This is a genomic window from Streptomyces sp. NPDC079141, from assembly GCF_040686775.1.
GTDB lineage: Bacteria > Actinomycetota > Actinomycetes > Streptomycetales > Streptomycetaceae > Streptomyces.
The window spans coordinates 368,077-391,130 of record NZ_JBFBLP010000001.1; the positions used below are offsets into that span (position 1 = coordinate 368,077).

Genomic DNA, 23,054 nt, shown 5'->3' on the forward strand with positions numbered 1-23,054 from the left:
GTGTGTCGGCTTGGTGGTTCCACCGTCCCCGGTAAACCGGACATCTTCTGTCACCTTTTCCGGCGAGCCGGTGTTTCAGTGGCCGCGGTCGATCCACTCCTGGAGGTGCGGGGCCTCGGCGCCGATGGTGGTGGCGTCGCCGTGGCCGGTGAGGACCTTCGTCTCGGGCGGCAGGGTGAGCAGGCGGTCGCGGATCGAGTCGATGATCGTCGGGAAGTGGGAGAAGGAGCGGCCGGTGGCGCCGGGGCCGCCCTGGAAGAGGGTGTCGCCGGTGAAGACGGTGCCGAGGCCGGGGTCGTACAGGCAGACCGCGCCGGGGGCGTGTCCGGGCGTGTGCAGGACCCTGAGGTCGGCGCCCGCGGCCTCGATGACCTGTCCGTCCAGGAGGTGGGCGTCGGGGTCGCGGTGGGGGTGGGTCTGCTTCCACAGCGGCAGGTCGTCGGGGTGCAGCCAGATGGTGGCGCCGGTGCGTTCGGCGAGGGCGGGCGCGGCGTCGATGTGGTCGTTGTGGGCGTGGGTGCACACGATGGCGGTCAGCCGGCGCTCGCCGACGGCCTCGGCGATGGCGTCGGCGTCGTGCGCCGCGTCGATGACGACGACCTCGTGGTCGTCGCCGACGAGCCAGACGTTGTTCTCGACGTCCCAGGTGCCGCCGTCGAGGCTGAACTGCCCGGAGGTGACGAGGTGTTCGATGCGGACGGCCATCACAGCACCACCACCGAACGCAGCACGTCGCCCTGGTGCATCCGCTCGAAGGCCTTCTCCACGTCGGTGAGTTCGATGGTCTCCGTCACGAACGCCTCCAGGTCCAGGCGGCCCTGGAGATGCAGGTCGATCAGCATCGGGAAGTCACGGGAGGGCAGGCAGTCGCCGTACCAGGAGGACTTCAGGGCTCCGCCGCGGCCGAACACGTCCAGGAGCGGGAGTTCGAGCTTCATCTCGGGGGTGGGGACACCGACGAGGACGACGGTGCCGGCCAGGTCGCGGGCGTAGAAGGCCTGCTTGTAGGTCTCCGGGCGGCCGACGGCCTCAATGACGACGTCGGCGCCGAAGCCGCCGGTGAGTTCGCGGATGGCCTCGACGGCGTCGGTCTCGCGCGAGTTGACGGTGTGGGTGGCGCCCATGGTGCGGGCCTTGTCGAGCTTGCGGTCGTCGATGTCGACGGCGATGATCTTCGCGGCGCCGGCCAGGTCGGCCCCGGCGATCGCCGCGTCGCCGACGCCGCCGCAGCCGATGACGGCGACGGTGTCGCCCCGGCCGACGTTGCCGGTGTTGATGGCGGCGCCGAGGCCGGCCATCACCCCGCAGCCCAGCAGGCCGGCGACCTGCGGGGAGACGGCCGGGTCGACCTTGGTGCACTGGCCGGCGGCGACCAGCGTCTTCTCGGCGAACGCACCGATGCCGAGGGCCGGGGAGAGTTCGGTGCCGTCGGTGAGGGTCATGCGCTGCTTGGCGTTGTGGGTGTCGAAGCAGTACCAGGGGCGGCCGCGCAGACAGGCCCGGCACCGTCCGCACACCGCACGCCAGTTGAGGATCACGAAGTCGCCTGGCGCGACGTCGGTGACGTCGTCGCCGACCGCCTCGACCACGCCCGCGGCCTCGTGGCCCAGCAGGAAGGGGAACTCGTCGGAGATGCCGCCCTGCTTGTAGTGCAGGTCGGTGTGGCAGACACCGCAGGCCTGGATGCGCACCACGGCCTCGCCCGGACCCGGGTCGGGCACGACGATCGTCTCCACCCGTACGGGCTCGCCCTTGCCCGGTGCGATCACGCCGCGTACCTGCTGCGCCATGGTGCTGACCCCTCTTTCGTCGACCGCTGTCCCTGTCCTCGACCCTACGCGTGATCTATCGGCGACGGCACACATCCACGCACCACCTCTTCACCGCTCCCCCACGGGCACGCCATGATGTCCTCTCCTTCGTGCACCTCGACGGCGAGGCGACGAAGCGTCCGGAGAGGCGGTCCGCGTGTGTCGGGTACGAGGATCGGATCCGCCGGTGCCGGGTACGGCCGGCCGGTACGGCTGAACGGCACGGCCGAGGCCGCCTCCGGCATGCCGACCGAGATCGTTCTGCTCGACGGCGCCGACCGCGTCATCGGCCGGCTGTCCTTCCGCGCCTGCCGGGAGTGCCGTACGGGCCGGATCCTGGACATCTGGATCGACGAGTCCTGGCAGCGCGAGGGGCTGGGCCGGGAGCTGCTGCGCGGTCTGTTCGCGCGTCGTCCGGGCCATGCGTGGACCACGACCTCGCAGACCCGGCAGGGGCAGGCCTTCTTCACGGCGATGTCCCTGGAGACCGGGCTGACGCTGGCGCCGGGCGGCCCGCTGTGCCCGCATCTGGTGGGCCGGTTCCGGCGCATGCTGGCGCGGGTACCGCGGCAGCGGTCGTCGGGCTGAGGGGAACCGCTCCGACGCCGGTCGATGAGCCCGCGGGTGCCCGACGTAGCCTGAGTGCTCCGCCCGACTCCCGAGGAGCGTCGTGAGCATCGAAGAGACGACGGCACCGCCGCCTGTGCCCGCCTGGCGGCTGCTCCTCGACTATGTGCGTCCGCACCGGTGGGCTCTGCTGGCGGGCGCCGTACTGTCGCTGGTCACCGGTGCCACCGGGCTGCTGCTGCCGCTGGTGGCACGGGAGTTGATCGACGACCTGGCGCACGAGCGGGCCATCACCGGGGCGTTGCTGCTGATGTCGGCGCTGGTGGTGGCCAACGCGGCGCTGGGCGCGCTCGGTTCGTACGTGCTGCGCCGCACCGCCGAGTCGGTGGTGCTGGGCGCGCGGCGCGCCCTGTCGTCGTATCTGCTGCGGCTGCGCATCACCGCGGTGGACCGCACCGAACCGGGCGATCTCATGGCCCGCATCACGTCGGACACCACCCTGCTGCGCGAGGTGACCACCGATTCACTGGTCGGCCTGGGCACCGGCGGGCTCACCCTGGTCGCGACGCTGGTCATGATGGGGCTGGTGGATCCGGTGCTGCTGGCGGTCACGCTCGCCGTGGTGCTGGGCGCGGGCACGGTCCTCGGCGTGATCGTGCCCCGCATCAACCGGGCGAGCCGCCAGGCACAGGACGCGGTCGGAGTGATGGGGGCCTCCCTGGAGCGGATCCTGGGCGCGCTGCGCACGGTGAAGGCGTCCGGCGCCGAGCCGCGCGAGGAACGCACGCTGCACAAGGCGGCCGAGGAGTCGTGGCGACAGAGCGTGCGGGCGGCCAAGTGGTCGGCAGCGGCGGGCAATACGGCCGGCCTTGCGATGCAGATGGCGTTCATCACGGTGCTCGCCGTCGGCGGGGCGCGAGTGGCGACCGGGTCGATCGACATCGGCACACTGGTGGCGTTCCTGCTGTACGTCTTCTATCTGATGGCGCCGATCCAGCAGGTCGTCGGCGCGATCACCCAGTACCAGACGGGTTCGGCGGCGCTCGCCCGGATCCAGGAGGCGCTGCGGCTGCCCGCCGAACCGCCCGTGCGGCCCGCGCCGTTGCCCGCGGCGGGCGCAGAACCGGCCGCCCTCGCCTTCGAGGACGTCCGCTTCCGCTACGCCGAGGATCTGCCCTACGTCCACCACGGGGTGACGTTCGCCGTCCCGGCCCGCGGGATGACGGCCTTCGTCGGCCCGTCCGGCGCCGGCAAGACCACGGTCTTCTCCCTCATCGAGCGGTTCTACGACCCCGAGTCCGGCGTCATCACCCTCGACGGCCGCGCGCTGACCGACTGGGAGCTGCCCCGGCTGCGGTCCGCGATCGGCTACGTCGAGCAGGACGCCCCGGTGCTGTCGGGCTCGTTGCGGGACAACCTGCTGCTGGGCAATCCGGAGGCCGGCGACGACGACATCGCGCGGGTGCTGAAGACGACCCGGCTCGACGGGCTGGTCGCCGGTCTGCCGAACGGCCTGGAGACCCTGGTGGGACACCGCGGCACCAAGCTGTCGGGCGGTGAACGCCAGCGCGTCGCCATCGCCCGCGCCCTGCTGCGCCGTCCTCGGCTGCTGCTGCTCGACGAGGCCACCTCGCAGCTCGACGCGGTCAACGAGGCGGCGCTGCGCGACACCGTCGCGGACGTCGCCCGGTCGACCACCGTGCTGGTCGTCGCGCACCGGCTGTCGACGGTGACGATGGCGGAGCGGATCGTCGTCATGGACGCGGGCCGGGTGCGGGCGGTCGGCACCCATCGTGAGCTGGTGGCCGCCGACCCGCTGTACGCGGAGCTGGCGGCGACTCAGTTCCTGGCGACGGCGGGCTGAGAACGCGCCGAGGGCCGCCCGGACGTCCGGGCGGCCCTCGGTGCGGTGGGTCAGTACTGGATGCCGGGGAGCAGTTGGGTGACCGGGGCGGCCAGGTCGGTGACCTGGTGCAGCTGGTTCAGTTCGTGGACCCTGTTCAGCTGGTTCAGCTGCGCGGACGGCCGCGGGATCTCGGCCTTGTGCTCCGCGGGGATGTCGCTGACGGTGAGCGAGTCGAGCATGCTCATCGGGCTGAGCGTCCCGGCGTTCTGGCCGTCCGCCTCGGCCGCGCTCGCCAGCGGGGCGGCCAGGCCGGTGACCGAGACGGCCAGACCCACGGCGGCGGCGATACGTCGTGTTGAGATCATGCTTTCAGCAACGCCGGCGGGCCCGTGCCGGACACGGCCGGGCGGCGCCGCTCACCCGTCAGGCGGAGCGGCTCCGCTGCGCTTGCCGAGGCCGTCGGGGCGGAGGAGCCTCGTAGGAGAGGCCTGCGCGGCCCGCTCCCCGAGGACCGCGGGCCTTTGAGGAGGTCACCATGGGCACCGCTGCACGTCCCGGCTTCGACACCGAAGCCCTGCGCCGGGGCATCGAGGAACACACGGCGGCGACGCTGCTGTCGCTGTACGCGGACGACGCCGAATTGCGCGTCGTGGACCGCAACACCCAGCCGAGCAGTCCCCGGATCCTGCACGGCCGTGACGAGATCAGCGAGTTGCTGGAGGACGTCTACGGCCGCGAAATGACCCACAAGCTGGACCGCTGCGTCGTCGAGGGCGACAACATCGCCTTCAGCGAGTCCTGCGTGTACCCCGACGGGGTACGGGTCCTCGCCGAGTCGATGGCGTCCCTGCGGAACGGCAAGATCGTCGAACAGACGATGATCCAGGCCTGGGACGAGTAGCTCCGTCACGCCGAGGTGGCGGCCGGCGGCTGCGGGACCGGGGCGGCGGTGTCCGGCCCGGTCTCGACGGCCAGGACGAGCTTGCGCAGCAGGTCGGCGAGGGTCTGCTGCTCGGTCGCGGTCAGCGCGGAGAGCAGTGCGGTCTCGCCCTCCTCCTCGGCCGCCGCGTGTTGCTCGAACGCCGTGTACCCGGCGGCGGTGAGCCGGACCCGCACTCTGCGCCGGTCCGCGTTCTCGTGCGTCCGGCTGATGAACCCGGCGTCCTCCAGCGGGGCGAGCCGCGCCGAGAGCGCACCCCGGGTCAGGCCGAGCCGGTCGGCCAGCAGCGAGGGGCTCGTGGTGTACGGCGGGCCGAGCCGGCGCAGGGTCAGCAGCACCTTGAACTGCCAGTGCGGCAGGCCGTCGGAGTCGAGGGTGTCGCGCCGGTGGTGTGCCGCGTGCCGTGCCAGGACGGCCAGCCGGGCGAAGATCGCCTCCTTCACCGGGTCCATCCAGTCGAGTTCCCGCTGCCACTCCTCGACGTGCCGGTCGACGGAGTCCCCCATTGACGTCCTCCCGCAATAGTTTTCTTGTGGATGGTTTCACACCTGGCTACCTTCCCCCGTCATGGCGAACACCACGAACACCTGGCCCATATCCGTTGACTCCGGCGAACTCCTCGCCGCCGCCCGCGAGTTGTCCCGTGCGGGGCGCTGGGAGCGGGCGCTGCGCCTGCTGGACGCGGCCGACTCCGGCGATCCGGTCCTCCGTGCGCGACTGGCTCTGGCGGCGGCCGAAGTCGCCCTGGACAGCGACTGGTTCGCCGGGACGCGTCTCGCGGCGGAGCGTGTCGAGGCCGCGGAGAAGGAGGACGGCGACGGCGCCTGGGCGGTGCGCTTCGCACGGCTGCGCCTGGACTACCTTCACCTGCTCACCGGCGACGACGGGCTGCGGTTCGGACCGCAGGGGAAGGACCCCGGCGCGCTCGCGGACGTGCGCCGCCGTGCGCACCGGCTCCTGGACAGCGCCCCGGACGAGGTGGCCCGCGGCTGGGCCGCGATGTACCTGGGGCTGATCACGGACAACCTCTTCGCCGAGCGCGCCTCGGCCCCGGCCCACTACGCGGCGGCCCTGCGCGCGGGCGAGTCGGGCGGCGACGACCTGCTCGCCCGCGAGGCGCTGCGGCACCTCGGCGACCACGACCACGACCACGGGAACCACGACGCAGCCCTGCTCAACTGGCGCCGGGCCAGCGCGCTCGGCGCCCGGGCGGGCGCGGTCCCCGGCACGCTCTCCCAGCAGCTGCTGCTGGCGGTGCTGGCCCGGGACGCGGGCGACACGGCGGGGGCCGCGGCCCTGGCGGCGGAGGTCGCCCGCTGGGCGGAGGCGATCGGCGCGAGGCATCTGCACGCGCAGGCGGCGGGCTTCCTGGCCGGAGCCGACCCGACGGCGCCGCCCGCAACGGATCAGACCTGACCGGCAGATCGGTCCCTCCAACTGGGCGGTCGCTTCGTCGCGTTGCCGTGAGCAGCCGGCTACCGGGGGCCATACTGGCCGACGTGCGCGTAGCGATCATGACAGCGGGCTCCCGGGGCGATGTGGCCCCCTACACCGGACTCGGCCATGCGCTGGCCCGGGCGGGACACCAGGTCACCCTCGCCACCCATGGTTGTTTCGAGCCGTTGGTGGCGGGGTCCGGTCTGAACTTCCATCCCCTCCCCGTCGATCCGCGGGCGGAGTTGCACTCCACGCGCGGGCGGGGTCTGCACCGCAGTACGACGGGTGTGGGCAAGTTGATGCGGGTGTCCGCGATGGCGCGGGCGCTGGTGGGAAGGATGACGGACGACCTGGTTGCCGCCGCTCGGGCCAGTGACGTACTGCTCCTGTCCAGTTCCCTGGCCCCGCTCGGCCGGACCATTGCCGAGGGCCTGCGGCTGCCCTGCATCGGCGCCTATCTCCAACCGCTCGCCCCCACCCGCGAGTTCGCGCCTCCTGTGCTCGGCGCCGGCTCCTGGGGCGCCGCGGGAAACCGGATCGCCGGACACGGGGTGAATCTGCTGATGGACCGGATCTTCGCGTCCACGCTGCCGTCGGTGCGGGCCCGCCTGGGCCTGCCGAGCAGCCGCTCCGTCCGCGAACTGGCGGTGCTCCACGGCTTCAGCCCGCTGGTGGTGCCTCGCCCCCGGGACTGGCCGTCCGGTCTCGACGTGACCGGGTACTGGTGGCCGTACGACGGCGATGCCCAACTCCCGGCGGATCTGCTGGACTTCCTCGACGCGGGCGAGCCCCCGGTCTTCGTGGGCCTGGGCAGTGCCACCGTGCCCGATCCCCGACGCCTGAGCGCCGAGATCGTCCGCGCCCTGCGGCGGGCCGGACTGCGCGGTGTGATCCAGCGGGGCTGGGGCGGGCTGGAGGCCGACGGCGACGACATGCTGACGATCGGCGAGGTGGCGCACTCCGCGCTGTTCCCCCGCACGGCCGCCGTGGTCCACCACGCGGGCGCGGGCACGACGGCCGCGGGGCTGCGGGCGGGGGTCCCGGCCGTGCCGGTGCCGATCCAGTTCGACGAGGGCTTCTGGGCCCACCGTCTGGTCACCCTCGGCGTGGCTCCGCGGCCGGTCCCCCTGCGCGGCCTGACGGCGGACGCCCTGGCCCCGGCTCTCGACCGGGCCGTACGCCACGGCGCGTACCGGGAGCGGGCAAGGGCGTTGGGCGTGCGGATCCGCGGGGAGGACGGCACGGCGCCGGTCCTGGCGGCGTTGGAGCGACTCGCGGGGTAGGGCGGGACGCCCCGGCGGCCGCGCGGTACAGACCTGCCGTGCCGGGCACGCGATCTCCGCCACACGCCGTTGATCTCTGTGGCGCCCCGCGCGGCAGCGAGGAACAATCCACCACGGAACGGAAACCGATCCGGTGGAAGAGGTGCCTCGCATGGTCGAGCAGGACGAGCGATTCGACGTTGTCGTACTCGGCGCCGGGCCCGGCGGCTACGTCGCCGCCGTCCGCGCCGCCCAGCTGGGCAAACGTGTCGCGGTCGTCGAGGAGAGGTACTGGGGCGGCGTGTGCCTGAACGTGGGCTGCATCCCCACCAAGGCGCTGCTGCGCAACGCCGAACTGGCGCACATTTTCACGCGCGAGGCGAAGACCTTCGGCATCAAGGTCGACGGGCAGGTCTCCTTCGACTACGGCGAGGCGTTCCGCCGCAGTCGCAGGGTCGCCGACGGCCGGGTCAAGGGCGTCCACTACCTGATGAAGAAGAACAAGATCACCGAGCTGGACGGCCGCGGCACCTTCCTGGACCCGCACACTCTCCAGGTCACCGACTACGACGGAAACATCCGGACCATCGGTTTCGAGCACTGCATCATCGCCACCGGCGCCACTCCCAAGCTGCTGCCCGGCACCAAGCGCAGCGCACGCGTGGTGACCTACGAGGAGCAGATCCTCGCGGAGGACCTGCCGCAGTCGATCGTCATCGCGGGTGCCGGCGCCATCGGCATCGAGTTCGCCTACGTCCTGCACCACTACGGCGTGAAGGTGACCGTCGTCGAGTTCCTGGACCGCATGGCGCCCCTCGAAGACGCCGAGGTCTCCGCGGAACTCGCGCGCCAGTACCGCAAGCTGGGCATCGACGTGCTGACCTCCACGCGGGTCGACGCCATCGACGAGTCCGGTCCCCAGGTCCGTGTCACGGTCACGGGCAAGGACGGCGCCCAGCAGATCCTGGAGGCCGACAAGGTCCTCCAGGCCATCGGCTTCGCCCCGAACGTCACCGGATACGGCCTGGAGAGCACCGGCGTGACGGTGACCGAGCGTGGCGCCATCGACGTCGACGGCCGCTGCTGTACCACCGTCCCGCACATCTACGCCATCGGCGATGTGACCGCGAAGCTGATGCTCGCGCACACGGCCGAGGCCATGGGTGTGATCGCCGCCGAGACGATCGCCGACGCGGAGACCATGGAACTGGACTACGCGATGATCCCGCGCGCCACCTACTGCCAGCCCCAGATCGCCAGTTTCGGCTACACCGAGGCCCAGGCCCGCGAGCTCGGCTACGACGTCAAGGTCGCCAAGTTCCCCTTCACGGCCAACGGCAAGTCCCACGGTCTCGGCGACACCACCGGCTTCGTGAAGCTGATCAGCGACGCGAAGTACGGCGAGCTCATCGGCGGCCATCTGATCGGGCCGGACGTCACCGAGCTGCTGCCGGAGCTCACCCTGGCCCAGCAGTGGGATCTGACGGTCCATGAGGTCGCCCGCAACGTCCACGCCCACCCGACCCTCGGCGAGGCCGTCAAGGAAGCGGTGCACGGCCTGGCCGGCCACATGATCAACATGTGAGCGGTCAGGAAGTGCCGATGCGGTCGAGCAGTTCCCGGCCCTCGACGGTACGGCTGTGGTCCGGGCCGAACGTGTCCAGACAGGCCTCGTACGCGGCCGCCGCCCGGGAGCGGGCCTCGGCAGCCCGGCCGAGCCCGAGCAGGGCGGTGGCCACCGCCAGCTCGACGGCACCGGTCTCCGGGCGCCGCTGCTCCACGGGCAGGCTGTGGCGCACCTCGTGTGCGCGCTCCGCCTCGGCGAGCGCCTCCTCGTGGCGGGACTGGCCGTTGAGGCTGCGGGCCAGGCCGAGCCGCAGGACGAGGCCGAACCGGTCCGAGGCGCGGTGGACGGCGAGGGTGTCCCGGGCCAGCGTCTCGGCCTCCGGGTGCCGCCCCTGCCCGTTCAGGGCGAAGATCAGTCCGTTGCGGGCGGCCGCCGTCAGGCGCGCCGTCTCCGGGCCCGTGCCGCGCTGCGCCGCCCGCAGGACGGCTGCGCACTCCGCCTCGCATTCGGCGTGCCGGGCCAGCGCGGTGAGCGCCTGGGCGCGGTCCGAGCGCAGTTTCAGGGTCTGCGGGTGTTCGGCGCCGAAGACCCTGCCGAACACCGGCAGCAGTGCGTCGTACGTGACGAGGGCGTCCTCATGGCGTCCCTGAGCGCCCGTCGCGAGCGCGGCGAGGCTCAGCGCCAGCGGTGCGTAGATGTCGTCACGCGGCCGGGACCGGGCCGCGGCCACGGCACGGGCCTCGGCCTCCGCCTCGGCATAACGCCCGGCCTGGAGCAGGGCGGCGGCCTGGCTCAACGGGGATTCCGACTGACCGGCGTCGTCACGGCCGCGCGACCGGAAGAATCTCATGCCCGGAGCATACGGATCTTGCGTAACTCCCGGTCGGGGCGCCCCCATCAACTCGCGTCGGCCGCACACGACGCCGCCCGCTTGATCGCGGGCTCGCCCTCGAACCAGCCCTGAATCTCCCGGCCGGAGCCGCCGATCCGAGGCGGCGACCAGGGACTTGCCTCCTCGTGTGGTTCCTCGTCACGCCGGTCGCCGTCGAGGAGGGCCTGTACTCCGGAGGAAGTGAGCGTCCGAGATCCTCGCGCCCACAGCACGCCATCGCGGTCGGTGAAGAACACGAACTCGACGTTGATCGCCAGGATGGGGTCGGGGAGTTCTGTCCAGTCCTCCATGCCGTCGTCTTTGTACTTCATCTCACGCTCGTCGAAGACCATTTCGGAACAGGGCGGGGCGCTCAGAAGTTCCACGGAGAAGCTCACCCGGTCCCGGACGACGATCTGGCTGTTCGGCCTCGCCACTTCCACGGAGAAGTCGAGAACCACTCCGGTCACCGGGTCCGGCGACCGGTTCATGAGGTGGACGCGCGCCTCACCGGTCGGCGTCCGGTCGATCCAGAACGAGATGCGCGTCGCCTGGTCGCGGGACTGCCGCTCCGCGGACTCCCGCGACTGCGCGAGCTGATCCGCCGACACGCGGGCGCCGTAGTACGTCGCCACACCGGTGAACAGCAGGGTGCCGATGCCGGCGACGACGCCGACGACCGCTCCCCATCGCGTCCAGTCGATCCGGAGCCACCATGCGCCGGGACGGGGGTGATCCGATACGCGTGCTCGCACCCGGTCCGGCGCCGGCCGCCGCCTGGCCAGGCGGAGTCTCGTCGGTCGCTGTCTGTCTCCGCCCTGCATGGGCCTCCCCCTCGGCCGGTCGGCTACGCGCCTTCCCACCCCACCGGCCGCAAAATGGCCAGCAGTTGGCGGACCAATTCCTCGACGACCTCGTCCAGGGTCGCGGCCACCCAGCCTGCGGTCCAGTCGTGGAGGAGGCCGTTGACGCTGCCGATGAAGGCTGTCGCGGCGATGCGGTAGTCGCGGGGGGCCGCTTCTCCTCGGGCTGCGGCGGCTTCCGCCTCGGCGCAGATCAGGTCCACCCAGCGGGAGCGGCGGGCCAGGCGTTGCTTCTCCAGGCGGGGGCTTACGCCGATGATCTCGACGAAGGTGATGCGGATCCGGCGCGGGTCGGAGGTGACATGGGCCGCGTAGGCGCGGAAGATCGCGGCGGCTCGTTCGGCGATCGGGGCGTTGCCCACGTCCGCGGCGCCGGCCAGGACGGCCTGTTCGGCCGAGTCGTTGACCTGGAGGTGGAGGGCGGCCAGGACGTCCTCCAGGGCGCGGAACTCCTCGTAGAACTGGCGTGTCGACAGTCCGGCCGTCTCACTGAGGGCCGCGACGGTGGTGCCGCGGTAGCCGGGGGTGTCGCCGAAGAGCTGGAGCGCGGCGTCCAGGAAGCGGCGGCGGCGCTCGGCCTTCCGCTCCTCGGCGGACCTGCCGCCGTACCGGCCGGTCGGCGCCCTGAGCCTGCCCGCCACCCTCACTCCTCCCCCTCGGATGTTCGCCATTTTGTCGTGTACGCAGTCTTGTGGAGAAGGGCCCCCGCTCCTTACTTTCCAGTAAGTAGAACTCTGAACGACCTTGTTTTCAGATTCACCCTTGGCATGCGCACGCCACCCGCTGCCCCCAGAGGAGAGAGCACACATGCCTGCCATCAGAACCCGGCACCTCTGCGCCATGGCCGCCGCCCTCGTCCTGACCGTCACCGCCCCCGCGACCGCCACCGCCGCCTCGGCGTCCTCCGAGGCCGCCGCGCTGCGCGAGGTGCTGTTCGTCGGCAACAACTGGGACGGGACCGCGGACGTCATCCGCTCCGGCGGTGACTTCGCGAAGATCGGGCGGATCAACGTCATCCCCGACAAGGACCAGCGGATGGCGGAGATCAACGCCGATCCGATCAAGTGGATCTACTTCATGGCGATCCGCAACAGCGTCGGCGAGGGCCACGACCAGTTCGTGGACGACATGTACTCCACGCCGGACGGACAGTCGGTGGTCGTCTCCCGGCCGAGCTTCGCCGACGTGGTCTCCCTCGACCTAGCCACCGGCGCCGTCAACTGGCGCTTCCCCGTGTCGGGTTACCGCTCCGACCACATGGCTGTCTCCCCCGACGGCAAGCGCGTCGCGGTGTCCGCCTCGACCTCCAACACCGTGCACGTGCTGGACATCGTGACCGGCAAGGAACTCGGCAAGTTCGGCACCGGCGACAAGCCGCACGAGAACATCTTCACGCAGGACGGCAAGTACATCTACACCATGGCGATCGGCGACGTGAACACGCAGACCGACGCCCCCTGGCTGGACTGGACGAAGGGCAACCGGTACGTCACGGTCGTCGACGCGACGACGTTCCAGCGGGTCAAGGTCATCGACATGCGGCAGCGCCTCGACGCGATCGGGCTGACCGACTACTCCGACGCGGTGCGGCCCGCCGTGTTCTCGCCGGACGAGTCCAAGCTGTACTTCCAGGTGTCGTTCTTCAACGGCTTCTTCGAGTACGACCTGGCCACCGACAGGATCACCCGCACCAAGACCCTGCCGAAGAACCCGGCGACCAGCGACGACCGCACCACGTTCGTCAACGACTCGCGCCACCACGGCCTTTCGATGAGCCCGGACGGCAGCAAGCTGTGCGTGGCGGGCACAATGGACGACTACGCGACGGTCGTCGACCGCGCCACGCTCCAGGAGGGCCCGCTGATCACCGCCTCCAAGCCGTACTGGGCGACGGTCAGCGGTGACGGCAAGTCCTGCGTGGTCTCCGAGAGCGGCACCGACCAGGTCACCGCCATCGACTTCGCCACCGGCCGGAAGCAGGTGTCCGTCCCGGTCGGCGACCACCCCCAGCGCGTCCGGCTCGGCCAGGTGCAGTCCGACTGGACCTCCCCGACGGCCCGTTGATCAGCCGATCGCCTTGAGGACCGCGCCCGTGCCGTCCTGCGTCGCCATGTGCTGTGCGGCGACGGCGGCGGCGCGGGCGTAGGTCTGCCGGCGCACGACTTCGCGCAACGCGTCCGCCAGCCGTTCCTCGGTGAGTTCGGCGTAGGGCACCGGCGCGGTGGCGGCGCCGAGCGCGGTGAGCCGGGCGGCCCAGAAGGGCTGGTCCGCCGCCACCGGGACCGGGACGGCGGGCACTCCGGCGCGCAGCGCGGCGGCCGTGGTGCCCGCGCCCGCGTGGTGCACGACGGCGGCCATGCGCGGGAACAACAGCGTGTGCGGTACGTCGCCGACGGTCAGGATGTCGTCGCCCACGACGTCGGTACGGCCCAACTGCAGCACCCCGCGCAGTCCGGCGCGCCTGAGCGCCCGCACCGCGATCTCGCCCAGCCGCTCCCCGTGCCCGCCCGCCATGCTCCCGAACCCGATGAAGACCGGCCGCGGTCCGGCGGCCAGGAAGTCCTCCAGCTCCGGCGCGAGCGACGCGCCGGGAGCGACGTACGGCGACCATGTGCCCACGACGTCCAGGCCGGGCCGCCAGTCGGCCGGGCGTGGCACCAGTGCGGTGCTGAAGCCGTACAGGACGGGCCAGTTCGCCGACTCCTGCCGTCGGCGCATCGCGGCCGGAGTGAGCGGCGGCAGGCCGAGGCGGCCTCGGAGGTCGGCGACGGCCTGCCGATAGACGCGGTCCGCCATGCGCAGGGCGAAGCGGCCCGCCGTGCGGTTGCCGAGGCGGCCCAGTGACCGCGTGCCCATGACGACGGGCGGGAAGTCGCCGGTCGGGTGGGCCGGTACGACATGGGCGCCCATGGTCCGGACCCCCGTGGCCTCCGCCAGATGCAGGCCGAGCGGGGCCGTGGTGGCCGACAGCAGGAGCAGGTCCGTGTCCGGCGCGAGCGCCTCGGCGAAGCCCTGCCCGAGGTCGGTGACGAAGGCGGCCGCGGCGCGCATCAGTTGCCGCTTGTCCGAGACGTCGCCGTGGGGTTCGGGGCGGCTGGGCAGCACACGGAATTCCAGTCCCGCTTCCCGGACGAGGGGGGCGAAGGCGTCGGTCGTGGCAAGGGCGACCTCGTGCCCGGCCGCCCGGAGTGCGGCACCGACGCCGGTGTACGGCGCGACGTCCCCGCGCGATCCGGCGGCGGCGATGAGGATCCTCATCCGGTCACCGTCCGGCGGGCCGCGTTCGCGTGAACGGCCTTGCACAGATAGGCCGCGAGCCCCGGCCGCTGCTGGGACGGCGGCACCACGAGGGCGAAGGCGCGCGGATCGGCGGCGAAGTCGTCGGCGATGCGGCAGTGCATGTCCGGCGGGCAGCTGGTGAACCAGCGGGCGATGTGCAGCCGGTGCTCCTCGGCGAGGTCCATCGCGCGCTCGCCGTCCGCGGGCTCCCCCTCGTCGAAGGCGCCGAGAAGTTCCGCGCGCCAGGCCGCGGCCTCCCCCATGAGCTGCCGCCAGTCCTCCTTGCTGTGCGCGGCGGCACGCGCCATCGATTCGCGTTGCCCGTCGGAGTCCTGCCACTTGAGCTGGGCCTCGGTGGCGTAGCTGAGGTCGAAGCCGATCTCGCCGAACACCTCGAAGCGTTCCTCGGGGGTCAGGGACACACCCGTCTGCTGGACCTCGATCGCCTGCTCGGCCACCTCCGCCAGGCGCTTCAGGCGGCCGATCTCCTCGCTCAACTGCCCTACCCGGGACCGCAGATACTCCAGGGCGTTGGCCTGGGGGTCCTTGAGGATCTCGGCGATCTCGTCGAGGGAGAAGCCGAGTTCGCGGTAGAAGAGGATCTGCTGGAGCCGGGCCAGGTCGCTGTCGCCGTACAGCCGGTAACCGGCGCCGCTGCGGCCACTGGGCGAGAGCAGTCCCGCCCGGTCGTAGTGGTGCAGCGTGCGCACGGTCACCCCGGCGAAGGATGCGACCTGCCCCACGGAGTAACTCATTCACCTGCCCTTTCGTCGGGTACCAGCGTGCAGCCTGACGTAAGGGGAGGGTCAACCGGTCACCGTCCGGCGGCCCACGCCGTCAGCTCGGACCGGGCCGCGGCCAGCAGCTCCGTGGAGGGGGCCGAAGCGCCGTTGGTCACCAGCGCGTAGTGCAGGACGCCGGAGTCCGTGTCGCTGAGCAGCAGTCGGCGGCTGCCGGTGCCGCCCGGTTCCTCGGCCACGGCGACGGGGGCCGTCGAGGTGTACGGCGGCGGGGCGTACGCCGTGCCCAGGTCGGAGACGACCGTGGTGTTGGCGGTCGGGAAGGAGGCCGGGAGGTGGAGCTCGGTGGGCGCCGAGCCGCTGTTCGAGCGCCACATCAGCAGGGCGTACTGTCCCGTGCCGACCAGGCGCGAGACGTTCGGCAGGGTGCTGGGGACCGGGTTCCAGGTCAGGGTGGTGGAGCCGTCGCGGGAGCGGTCCTCGTAGGTGAAGGCGACGGTGGTGCCCGAGGTGGCGCTCGGGTAGACGCGGTCCAGGAGGCGGGGGTCCTGGCGCAGGACGGGGGTGCCCGAGTCGTCGAGGCGGACGGCGGAGAGGTCCTCGTCGTTCCAGGCGTCGCCCGCGGTGAGCACCTTGTCGGGGTTGCCGTTCATCAGCTCGTGGTGTCGGCCGTGGTAGATGTCCCACTGCCATTGACTGCCGGACAGGACGGGACCGGAGGCGGTTGGGTTCGACCACCAACTCGCGCCGGGCAGACGGGAGTCGAGCGCCTGGTACATCGCCTTCAGGACGGTCGGGGCCTTGTCGGAGACCGAGCCGGAGAGCGGGTGGCCGAACTCGCTGACGATCGCGGGCGTCCGGGTGGCCGCGGCACGGTCGCGGACGGTGCCGAAGTCACCGGCGTACTGCCCGTCCTGCGCCTTGCCCCACATGAAGATCCCGGAGATGGCCTTCTGGTCGTAGAAATGGGTGTTGAACACGTAGCGCGGGCCGAGCTGTCCGGCGTCCAGCAGGCCGCCCTCCTGCTTCTGGAAGTCGAGGTTGGCGTTCCAGAAGAGGTTCGGTTCCACGAAGGCGGGCTTGTCCTGCCAGCGGGCCGCGTCCATGCGCGCCCGGAACCGCTCGTAGAACGGCCACAGCACGTCCCGCTCCCAAGTGCGGCTGGTCTGCCCGGAGTCGTACACGCCCGCGTGCGGTTCGTTGTACGGGTCGAAGCCGACGATGCCGGTGAACTGCGCGGCGGTGACGTTCTGCCGGATGTACGTCATCGTCGTCTGTGCGGTGGCGAGGAAGGCGTCCTGGAGGCCGTGGGCGTTGTGCCAGAAGTCGTAGGACGCCCGTTTCACGGCCTCGTTCTGGGTGATGTTCTGGCCCCAGAACAGGCAGATGCCGCAGGACTCGTCGGGGTAGTTCCCGGCGTCCACGGCCCACCTGGGGGCGCCGTCGCCGGTGTACCAGCTGTCCGCGTCGAACAGGTGGCGGGAGTAGAGGTCCTGGTGGAAGTCGGGGTAGACGCGGATGCCGGCGTCGAGGAAGGCGCGGATCTGGGCGGTGGCGGCTGCCAGGTAGGCGGTGTCGACCTGGCCGCGCACGGGTTCGGCGTAGGCCCAGGACAGCAGGAAGCGCACCGCGTTGCCGCCGCCGAGGGCGCGCAGCGCGGTCGCGGACTTGGTCGCGTCGGCGACCGAGGCGAAGGGCAGGCCGCCGTTCTCGGCCAGCTTGGTCTCGCCGGAGACGTTGTAGCCGCGCAGGACGACCTCACGGCCGTGGCCGTCGACGAAGCGGCCGTCGGACACGGTGAGCGCCGTGCCGTCGAAGGGCAGGGTGGCGGCGGTGGCGGGCGGGGTTCCCGCCACCGTCAGGGATCCGAGGAGGACAACCAGAACAGCGAGCAGACGCGCCCGAATATTCGGCATGTCCACTACAGTCCGGTGATTTCAGGACACCGTCAACACTACTGACTCTCAAGTAAGTTCAATCTCGGCCACCTCAACCACTCACTCTCCGCGTCAGGTTCAACAGGTACTCCCGGCGGTTCAGCGGGTTGAGGTCGGTGCGCTCCCGCTCGGGGAGCACGCCGCGCGCGGCGGGCGCGTAATGGTCGAAGGCGCTCTCCAGCTCGCCCTCGCCGCGCGTCAGCCCCGGCAGTTGCTGCTCCAGCACGTGGACGTGAGCCGCGGGAATCGCACCCTCCAGCACACAGGAGGCACCGCGCGTCCCGGTCGTCTGCGGCACCGCGCGCAGCCCGGACAGCACCGGCAGCAGCGCACCCAGGGTGTCCGCCGGGGCCTCGACACGGAAACGGTGCATCGGCTCGCACACCTGGGTGCCCGCCCGCCGCAGCGCCTCGATCAGGACCAGCGGGGTCAGGCCGCGGAAGTCGGCACCGGTGCTCGACATGCTCTTGTCGAAGCCCTGGTGGGCGTGGCTCTGGCGGGGCGAGTAACCGCAGTGGGTCATGGTGACGGTGCAGTCGGGGATCTCCCAGCCGTGCAGGCCCTGGCCGAGCGTTTCGCGCACGGTGTCCTCGACGGCCTTGAAGAAGGCGTACGGCATGGAGCCCAGCTCCACCTCCAGCCGGAACTCCACGCCCGCGCCGACGGGCGCGGGGTCGACGCGCAGCCCGACCGTCGCGAGGAAGGGGTTCGGGTCCCTCTTGTTGAACTCGACCGCCGCTCCGCTGCCCACCAGCCGCTCGATGCACAGCGGTGTCGTCTCCCGGAAGGTGACGAAGAGGCCGTACTCGTCGGCGAGAGTGGCCTGGACGACCTCCTTCTGCACCTCGCCGTAGAGGGACACCGAGATCTCCCGGCGCACCTCGTCGTGGCGCAGGCCGATCAGCGGGTCCTGCTCGGCGAGCTGGGTGAGGGCGAGGTGGAGGGCGCGCCGGTCCGTGTCGTCGCCGGGGACGACGACCGTCTCCAGGCTGGGCGGGGCGAAGAAGTGGCCGTGGGCCTTGCGGGGTTCGCCGAGGGCGTCGGAGATCCTGATGTCGGTCAGGCCCCACAGCTTGGCGATCCGGCCGGCGCCGACCGCGTCCGCACGCGCGTGCGTGCCGTCGCCGAAGACGCTGATGCCGGTGATCCTGCCCTCGGTGCGGGCGTCGCCGAAGCGGATCCGGTCGCGGGTGTGCAGCGTCCCGGAGAACATCCGCGCGTACGCCACCTTCTCCCCCGCCGCTCCCCGTTCGACCTTGAAGACGGTGCCGGAGACGGGTCCGTCGGGGTCGCCGTCAGCAGTGGGCAGCAGTTCCCTGATGCCGGCGGTCAGCGCGTCGATGCCGGCGCCGGTGACGGCCGAGCCGAAGTACACCGGGTGGACGAGGGCCTGCCGGGTCTGGTCGGCCAGGGCCGCGTGGAGACGGTCGGACGGGACCGTGTCCTCGACATAGGCGGCCAGTAGCGCATCGTCGTGGTCGGCGAGGACGTCGATGGCGGCGGGGTCGATCCGGGGGATGAACCGCGCGTCGGGCGTACCGAGTTCGAGGGTAGTCCCCATGGGTACGACGGCCGCCGTCAGCCGCCGCGAAAGGGCGCGCAGAACGGCGTCGTAGCGCGCTCCGCGGCGGTCGATCTTGTTGACGAAGACGAGGGTGGGGATCCGCAGCCGTTGCAGGGTCCGCATCAGGACCCGGGTCTGCGCCTGTACGCCCTCGACGGCGGAGACGACCAGGACGGCACCGTCGAGCACGCCGAGGACCCGCTCGACCTCGGCGATGAAGTCCGGGTGGCCGGGGGTGTCGATGAGGTTGACCGTCACGTCGTCGAGCGCGAAGGAGACGACGGCGGACTTGATGGTGATGCCGCGCTGCCGCTCCAGCGCGAGGGTGTCGGTCTGTGTGTTCCCGTCGTCGACGCTGCCGATCTCGTCGATCACGCCGACCGAGTGCAGCAGCCGCTCGGTCAGGCTGGTCTTACCGGCGTCGACATGGGCGAGGATCCCGAGGTTGAGCAGGTGCACGAAGCGTCATGTCCTTTGAAGAGGGGGCGATTCCTTCCTGGGCGGACACGAACGCAGTGCGCATTGCTTTCTCCTGGGTCTTTGGTGACCGGTCCCGTGCAGTGCAGCAGACGTCCCGTCGCGGGAGCAACGGATTAACGCTCAACAAATGCCTGTCCCGGCCCTCGCCGCCTCCCCGGAGCGGTCCTAGAGTGACGCACATCACGTCCGGTGTTCCCTGGGAGGGCACATGACCCGTATCTCGGTGAAGGTGGACGGCACGACTTACCAGGACGAGGTGGAACCCCGCCTGCTGCTGGTCCACTATCTGCGCGACCGGCTGGGCCTGACCGGTACCCCCGTGGGCTGCGACACCTCCAACTGCGGGGCCTGCACGGTCGACCTGGACGGCGAGAGCGTCAAGAGCTGCTCGGTCCTCGCCGTCCAGGCGGACGGGGGCGAGGTCACCACCGTCCAGGGGCTGGCTCACGACGGGGAGTGGACCGGGCTGCAACGGGCCTTCCACGAACGGCACGCGCTGCAGTGCGGCTACTGCACCCCGGGGATGCTGATGGCGGCGCGCGATCTGCTGCGCGAGAATCCGCGCCCCACCTCGGACGAGGTGCGCCAGGCCCTGGAGGGCAACCTGTGCCGTTGCACGGGCTACCAGAACATCGTGCGGGCCGTCCTGGCCGCCTCCCAACAGGAGGTCGGGTCATGACCGCACCGGAGGTCGGCCGCTCCCGGCCCCGCAAGGAGGACGCCCGGCTGATCACCGGCCAGACCACCTGGACCGACAACATCGACGCGCCGGGACTGCTCCATCTGGCGATCCTGCGCAGTCCGATGGCGCACGCCCGCATCGACCGGATCGACGTCGCGCCCGCCCTGCAACGGCCGGGCGTGGTAGCGGCGTTCAGCGGCGGCGACCTCGCGGAGGGGATGGGATCGCTGCCCTGTGCCTGGCCGGTCACCGAGGACATCGTGCTGCCCGACCATCCGCCGCTCGCCGTCGACGAGGTGCGCCACGCCGGTGACCCGGTGGCGGTCGTGGCGGCCCGGGACCGGTACGCGGCGGCGGACGCGCTGGAGGCGATCGAGGTCGACTACACGCCCCTGCCGCCGGTGCTGGACCTGGAGGCCGCGCTCGCGGAAAACGCCCCGCTGGTGCACGCGGACAAGGGCACCAACCGCTGCTACGACTGGCCGCTGCGGACCGGCGAGGACTTCGCGGCGGTACGGCAGCGCGCCGACGTGACGCTCAAGCGCCGCTACCACCAGCAGCGGCTGATCCCCAACGCCATGGAACCCCGCGCGGTCGTCGTCACCCCGCTCGCCGCCTCCGGCGAGTACACGCTCTACTCCGCGACCCAGATCCCGCACATCCTGCGCATCATGCTCGCGATGGTCACCGGCGTCCCGGAGCACAAACTCCGGGTGATCGCCCCCGACGTCGGCGGCGGCTTCGGCTCCAAGCTCCAGGTCTACGGCGAGGAGGCGATCGCGCTCACGCTCGCCCGCAGGCTGGGCCGCCCGGTGAAGTGGACCGAGTCCCGCTCCGAGGGCTACCTCGCCACGCACCACGGCCGCGGCATGATCCAGGACGTCGAGATCGCCGCGGACCGCGACGGAAAACTCCTCGGCCTCAAAGTCGACCTGCTCGCCGACATGGGCGCCTACCTGATGCTGGTCACCCCCGGCGTCCCCATCCTCGGCGCCTTCATGTACCCGGCGATCTACAAGATGGACTCCTACGAGTTCCACTGCACCGGCGTGTTCACCACCCGCACGCCCACCGACGCCTACCGGGGCGCCGGACGCCCGGAGGCGACGTACGCCATCGAGCGGATCATGGACGAGCTGGCCGCCGAACTCGGCCTGGATCCCGTGGAGTTGCGGCGCCGCAACTGGATCCGGCACGAGGAGTTCCCGTATCCGACGATCGCGGGTCTGACGTACGACAGCGGCAACTACGAGGCCGCGACCGACAAGGCGCTCGCCCTCTTCGGGTACGACGACCTGCGCGCCGAGCAGCAGAAGCGCACCGAGCGCGGGGACACCGTACGGCTCGGGATCGGCGTGTCGACGTACACCGAGATGTGCGGGCTCGCGCCCAGCCGGGTGCTGCGGGACCTCAGGTACGCGGCGGGCGGCTGGGAGGCGGCGAGCATCCGTATGCTGCCCACCGGCAAGGTCGAGGTGGTCACCGGCACCAGCCCGCACGGGCAGGGCCATGTGACGTGCTGGAGCCAGATCGCCGCCGACGTGCTGGGCGTGCCGTTCGAGGACGTGGAGGTCGTGCACGGCGACACCCGGACGGCTCCGCAGGGCATGGACACCTACGGTTCGCGCTCGCTGGTCGTGGGCGGCGCCGCCGTGCACCACGCGGCGGTCAAGGTGGTCGACAAGGCCCGGAAGGTGGCCGCGCACCTGCTGGAAGCGGCCGAACAGGACCTGCAGTTCACCGACGGAGTGTTCTCCGTCAAGGGCTCCCCGGAGGCTCGCAGGACGATCCAGGAGATCGCCTTCGAGGCGTTCTCCTCGCACGACCTGCCCGAGGGCATGGAACCCACCATCAACGCCGAGCACCTCGTCGACCCGGACAACTTCTCCTACCCGCACGGCACCCACCTGTGCGCGGTCGAGGTGGACACCGAGACCGGACACACCCGCATCCGCTCCTACGTCTGCGTCGACGACGTCGGCCGGGTCGTCAACCCCATGATCGTCGAGGGGCAGGTGCACGGCGGACTCGCCCAGGGCATCGCACAGGCGCTGTACGAGGAGGCCGTGTACGACGACGACGGCAACCTGCTCTCGGGCACCATGGCCGACTATCTGGTGCCGTCGGCGGCGGACCTGCCCGACTTCGTGACCGACCGCACGGAGACGCCCGCGGCCTCGAACCCGTTGGGGGTCAAGGGAGTCGGCGAGGCGGGGACGATCGCCTCGACGCCGGCCGTGGTCAACGCGATCGTGGACGCGCTGCGCCCGCTGGGCGTGCACGACGTGCGAATGCCCTGCACCCCGCAGCGGGTGTGGGAGGCGATCGAGGAGGCGCAGCGATGATTCCCCCGGCATTCGACTACGCGCGGCCCGCCAGCGTCGAGGAGGCGGTGCGCATGCTCGCCGAGGCGGGCGAGGAGGCGAAGGTGCTGGCCGGCGGCCAGAGCCTGCTGCCGCTGCTCCGGCTGCGTCTTGCCTTCCCCGAACTCGTCGTGGACGTCGGCCGCGTGCCCGGCCTGCGCGGGGTCCGCGAGGACGGCGACACGCTCGTCATCGGCGCGCTGACCACCCATCACGACGTGATCCGCGATCCGCTGGTCCGGCGCCACGCGGGCCTGCTCGCCGCGGCCACCGGGTCGCCGACCCCGCAGTACGCCACCGCGGCACCCTCGGCGGCTCACTGGCACACGCCGACCCGGCCGGGGACCTGCCCGCGGTGGTCCTCGCGATGGACGCCGAACTGATCGCCGTGGGCCCTCGGGGGCGGCGGGCGATCCCGGCCCGCGCCTTCTTCGTCGACTACCTCCAATCGGCGCTGGAACCGGACGAGTTGCTGGTCGAGGTGCGGATCCCGAAGGCGGACGGCTGGGGCTTCCACTACGAGAAGTTCCACCGGGTCGCCCAGGCCTGGGCGATCGTCGGCGTGGCCGCGCTGGTGCGGCGCGCGGACGGCCATGTCGCCGAGGCGCGGATCGGCCTGACCAACATGGGCGCGACCCCGCTGCGGGCCACGGCCACCGAGCGGGCCCTCGCCGGTGCCGGGGACCCGCAGGCCGTGGCCCTGGCCTGTCACGAGGCGGCCCAGGACACCCGGCCCACCCGGGACACCTCCGCCTCACCCGAGTACCGGGCGCATCTCGCGCGCGTACTGACCAGGCGGGCGGTGCTGGCCGCCGCCGGAACGGGGTGAGCGCAGATCAGGCACA

General features: G+C 71.6%; 20 protein-coding genes and 1 pseudogene. 10 read left to right on the forward strand and 11 right to left on the reverse strand.

Going from position 1 to position 23,054, the window contains the following annotated elements; translation table 11 throughout:
* Positions 1-75 precede the first annotated feature (75 nt).
* Together AB0Q90_RS01780 and AB0Q90_RS01785 are read right to left on the reverse strand one after the other, a co-directional pair.
* A complete protein-coding gene (locus AB0Q90_RS01780; protein WP_363164666.1) occupies positions 76-705 on the reverse strand; it encodes an MBL fold metallo-hydrolase in 630 nt (209 codons plus the stop codon).
* A complete protein-coding gene (locus tag AB0Q90_RS01785; RefSeq protein ID WP_363164667.1) occupies positions 705-1,790 on the reverse strand; it encodes an S-(hydroxymethyl)mycothiol dehydrogenase in 1,086 nt (361 codons plus the stop codon). The genes AB0Q90_RS01780 and AB0Q90_RS01785 overlap by 1 nt, the downstream gene beginning before the upstream one ends.
* Before the next feature lie 180 nt (positions 1,791-1,970).
* Here AB0Q90_RS01785 and AB0Q90_RS01790 point away from each other — a divergent pair, with 180 nt between their 5' ends.
* Both AB0Q90_RS01790 and AB0Q90_RS01795 read left to right on the forward strand, forming a co-directional pair.
* Positions 1,971-2,399, forward strand: coding sequence for a GNAT family N-acetyltransferase (locus tag AB0Q90_RS01790; RefSeq protein WP_363164668.1), 429 nt, complete (start codon positions 1,971-1,973; stop codon positions 2,397-2,399).
* A gap of 82 nt (positions 2,400-2,481) precedes the next feature.
* Complete coding sequence (locus tag AB0Q90_RS01795; protein ID WP_363164669.1) at positions 2,482-4,242, forward strand: ABC transporter ATP-binding protein; 1,761 nt, start codon at positions 2,482-2,484, stop codon at positions 4,240-4,242.
* Positions 4,243-4,292: 50 nt separating this feature from the next.
* Here the strand turns inward: AB0Q90_RS01795 and AB0Q90_RS01800 are convergent, their stop codons facing one another.
* A complete protein-coding gene (locus tag AB0Q90_RS01800; RefSeq protein WP_363164670.1) occupies positions 4,293-4,589 on the reverse strand; it encodes a hypothetical protein in 297 nt (98 codons plus the stop codon).
* A 170-nt stretch (positions 4,590-4,759) separates the two neighbouring features.
* Here AB0Q90_RS01800 and AB0Q90_RS01805 point away from each other — a divergent pair, with 170 nt between their 5' ends.
* Positions 4,760-5,125: a nuclear transport factor 2 family protein gene (locus AB0Q90_RS01805; protein ID WP_363164671.1), complete on the forward strand. Its 366-nt coding sequence runs from the start codon at positions 4,760-4,762 to the stop codon at positions 5,123-5,125.
* Positions 5,126-5,130: 5 nt separating this feature from the next.
* Here AB0Q90_RS01805 and AB0Q90_RS01810 read toward each other — a convergent pair whose 3' ends face one another.
* A complete protein-coding gene (locus AB0Q90_RS01810; protein ID WP_363164672.1) occupies positions 5,131-5,670 on the reverse strand; it encodes a MarR family transcriptional regulator in 540 nt (179 codons plus the stop codon).
* A 61-nt stretch (positions 5,671-5,731) separates the two neighbouring features.
* Here AB0Q90_RS01810 and AB0Q90_RS01815 point away from each other — a divergent pair, with 61 nt between their 5' ends.
* From AB0Q90_RS01815 to lpdA, 3 genes are all read left to right on the forward strand, one after another.
* Complete coding sequence (locus AB0Q90_RS01815) at positions 5,732-6,580, forward strand: hypothetical protein (RefSeq protein ID WP_363164673.1); 849 nt, start codon at positions 5,732-5,734, stop codon at positions 6,578-6,580.
* A 98-nt stretch (positions 6,581-6,678) separates the two neighbouring features.
* Positions 6,679-7,884, forward strand: coding sequence for a glycosyltransferase (locus AB0Q90_RS01820; RefSeq protein ID WP_363164739.1), 1,206 nt, complete (start codon positions 6,679-6,681; stop codon positions 7,882-7,884).
* 151 nt (positions 7,885-8,035) lie between these two features.
* Positions 8,036-9,448: a dihydrolipoyl dehydrogenase gene (lpdA, locus tag AB0Q90_RS01825; protein ID WP_363164674.1), complete on the forward strand. Its 1,413-nt coding sequence runs from the start codon at positions 8,036-8,038 to the stop codon at positions 9,446-9,448.
* Positions 9,449-9,452: 4 nt separating this feature from the next.
* Here the strand turns inward: lpdA and AB0Q90_RS01830 are convergent, their stop codons facing one another.
* The 3 genes from AB0Q90_RS01830 to AB0Q90_RS01840 form a co-directional block, all read right to left on the reverse strand.
* Entirely contained in the window at positions 9,453-10,280 is an 828-nt protein-coding gene (locus tag AB0Q90_RS01830) for a tetratricopeptide repeat protein (protein ID WP_363164675.1), read from the reverse strand.
* A 47-nt stretch (positions 10,281-10,327) separates the two neighbouring features.
* Positions 10,328-11,056, reverse strand: coding sequence for a hypothetical protein (locus AB0Q90_RS01835; protein ID WP_363164676.1), 729 nt, complete (start codon positions 11,054-11,056; stop codon positions 10,328-10,330).
* A gap of 92 nt (positions 11,057-11,148) precedes the next feature.
* Positions 11,149-11,805 carry a TetR/AcrR family transcriptional regulator gene (locus AB0Q90_RS01840; protein WP_363164677.1) on the reverse strand — a complete coding sequence of 219 codons (657 nt, stop codon included), beginning with the start codon at positions 11,803-11,805 and terminating at the stop codon, positions 11,149-11,151.
* Between the two features lie 166 nt (positions 11,806-11,971).
* Between AB0Q90_RS01840 and AB0Q90_RS01845 the strand changes: the two genes are divergently transcribed.
* Positions 11,972-13,228 (forward strand): YncE family protein, encoded by a 1,257-nt coding sequence (locus AB0Q90_RS01845; RefSeq protein ID WP_363164678.1) that lies wholly within the window; start codon positions 11,972-11,974, stop codon positions 13,226-13,228.
* Here the strand turns inward: AB0Q90_RS01845 and AB0Q90_RS01850 are convergent, their stop codons facing one another.
* From AB0Q90_RS01850 to AB0Q90_RS01865, 4 genes are all read right to left on the reverse strand, one after another.
* The gene (locus AB0Q90_RS01850; protein WP_363164679.1) at positions 13,229-14,422 is read right to left on the reverse strand and encodes a nucleotide disphospho-sugar-binding domain-containing protein; all 1,194 of its coding nucleotides are present in this window, start codon (positions 14,420-14,422) and stop codon (positions 13,229-13,231) included.
* Positions 14,419-15,198 (reverse strand): MerR family transcriptional regulator, encoded by a 780-nt coding sequence (locus tag AB0Q90_RS01855; RefSeq protein WP_363164680.1) that lies wholly within the window; start codon positions 15,196-15,198, stop codon positions 14,419-14,421. Before AB0Q90_RS01855 ends, AB0Q90_RS01850 begins: the two co-directional genes overlap by 4 nt.
* A 59-nt stretch (positions 15,199-15,257) precedes the next feature.
* A complete protein-coding gene (locus AB0Q90_RS01860; RefSeq protein ID WP_363164681.1) occupies positions 15,258-17,099 on the reverse strand; it encodes a cellulase family glycosylhydrolase in 1,842 nt (613 codons plus the stop codon).
* 73 nt (positions 17,100-17,172) lie between these two features.
* Entirely contained in the window at positions 17,173-19,143 is a 1,971-nt protein-coding gene (locus AB0Q90_RS01865; protein WP_363164682.1) for a translation factor GTPase family protein, read from the reverse strand.
* A 229-nt stretch (positions 19,144-19,372) separates the two neighbouring features.
* Between AB0Q90_RS01865 and AB0Q90_RS01870 the strand changes: the two genes are divergently transcribed.
* The 3 genes and pseudogenes from AB0Q90_RS01870 (at position 19,373) to AB0Q90_RS01880 (ending at position 23,038) form a co-directional block, all read left to right on the forward strand.
* Positions 19,373-19,843: a (2Fe-2S)-binding protein gene (locus AB0Q90_RS01870; RefSeq protein WP_363164683.1), complete on the forward strand. Its 471-nt coding sequence runs from the start codon at positions 19,373-19,375 to the stop codon at positions 19,841-19,843.
* The gene (locus AB0Q90_RS01875; RefSeq protein WP_363164684.1) at positions 19,840-22,191 is read left to right on the forward strand and encodes a xanthine dehydrogenase family protein molybdopterin-binding subunit; all 2,352 of its coding nucleotides are present in this window, start codon (positions 19,840-19,842) and stop codon (positions 22,189-22,191) included. The genes AB0Q90_RS01870 and AB0Q90_RS01875 overlap by 4 nt, the downstream gene beginning before the upstream one ends.
* Positions 22,188-23,038: pseudogene (locus AB0Q90_RS01880) on the forward strand (xanthine dehydrogenase family protein subunit M). Before AB0Q90_RS01875 ends, AB0Q90_RS01880 begins: the two are co-directional and overlap by 4 nt.
* Positions 23,039-23,054 lie beyond the last annotated feature (16 nt).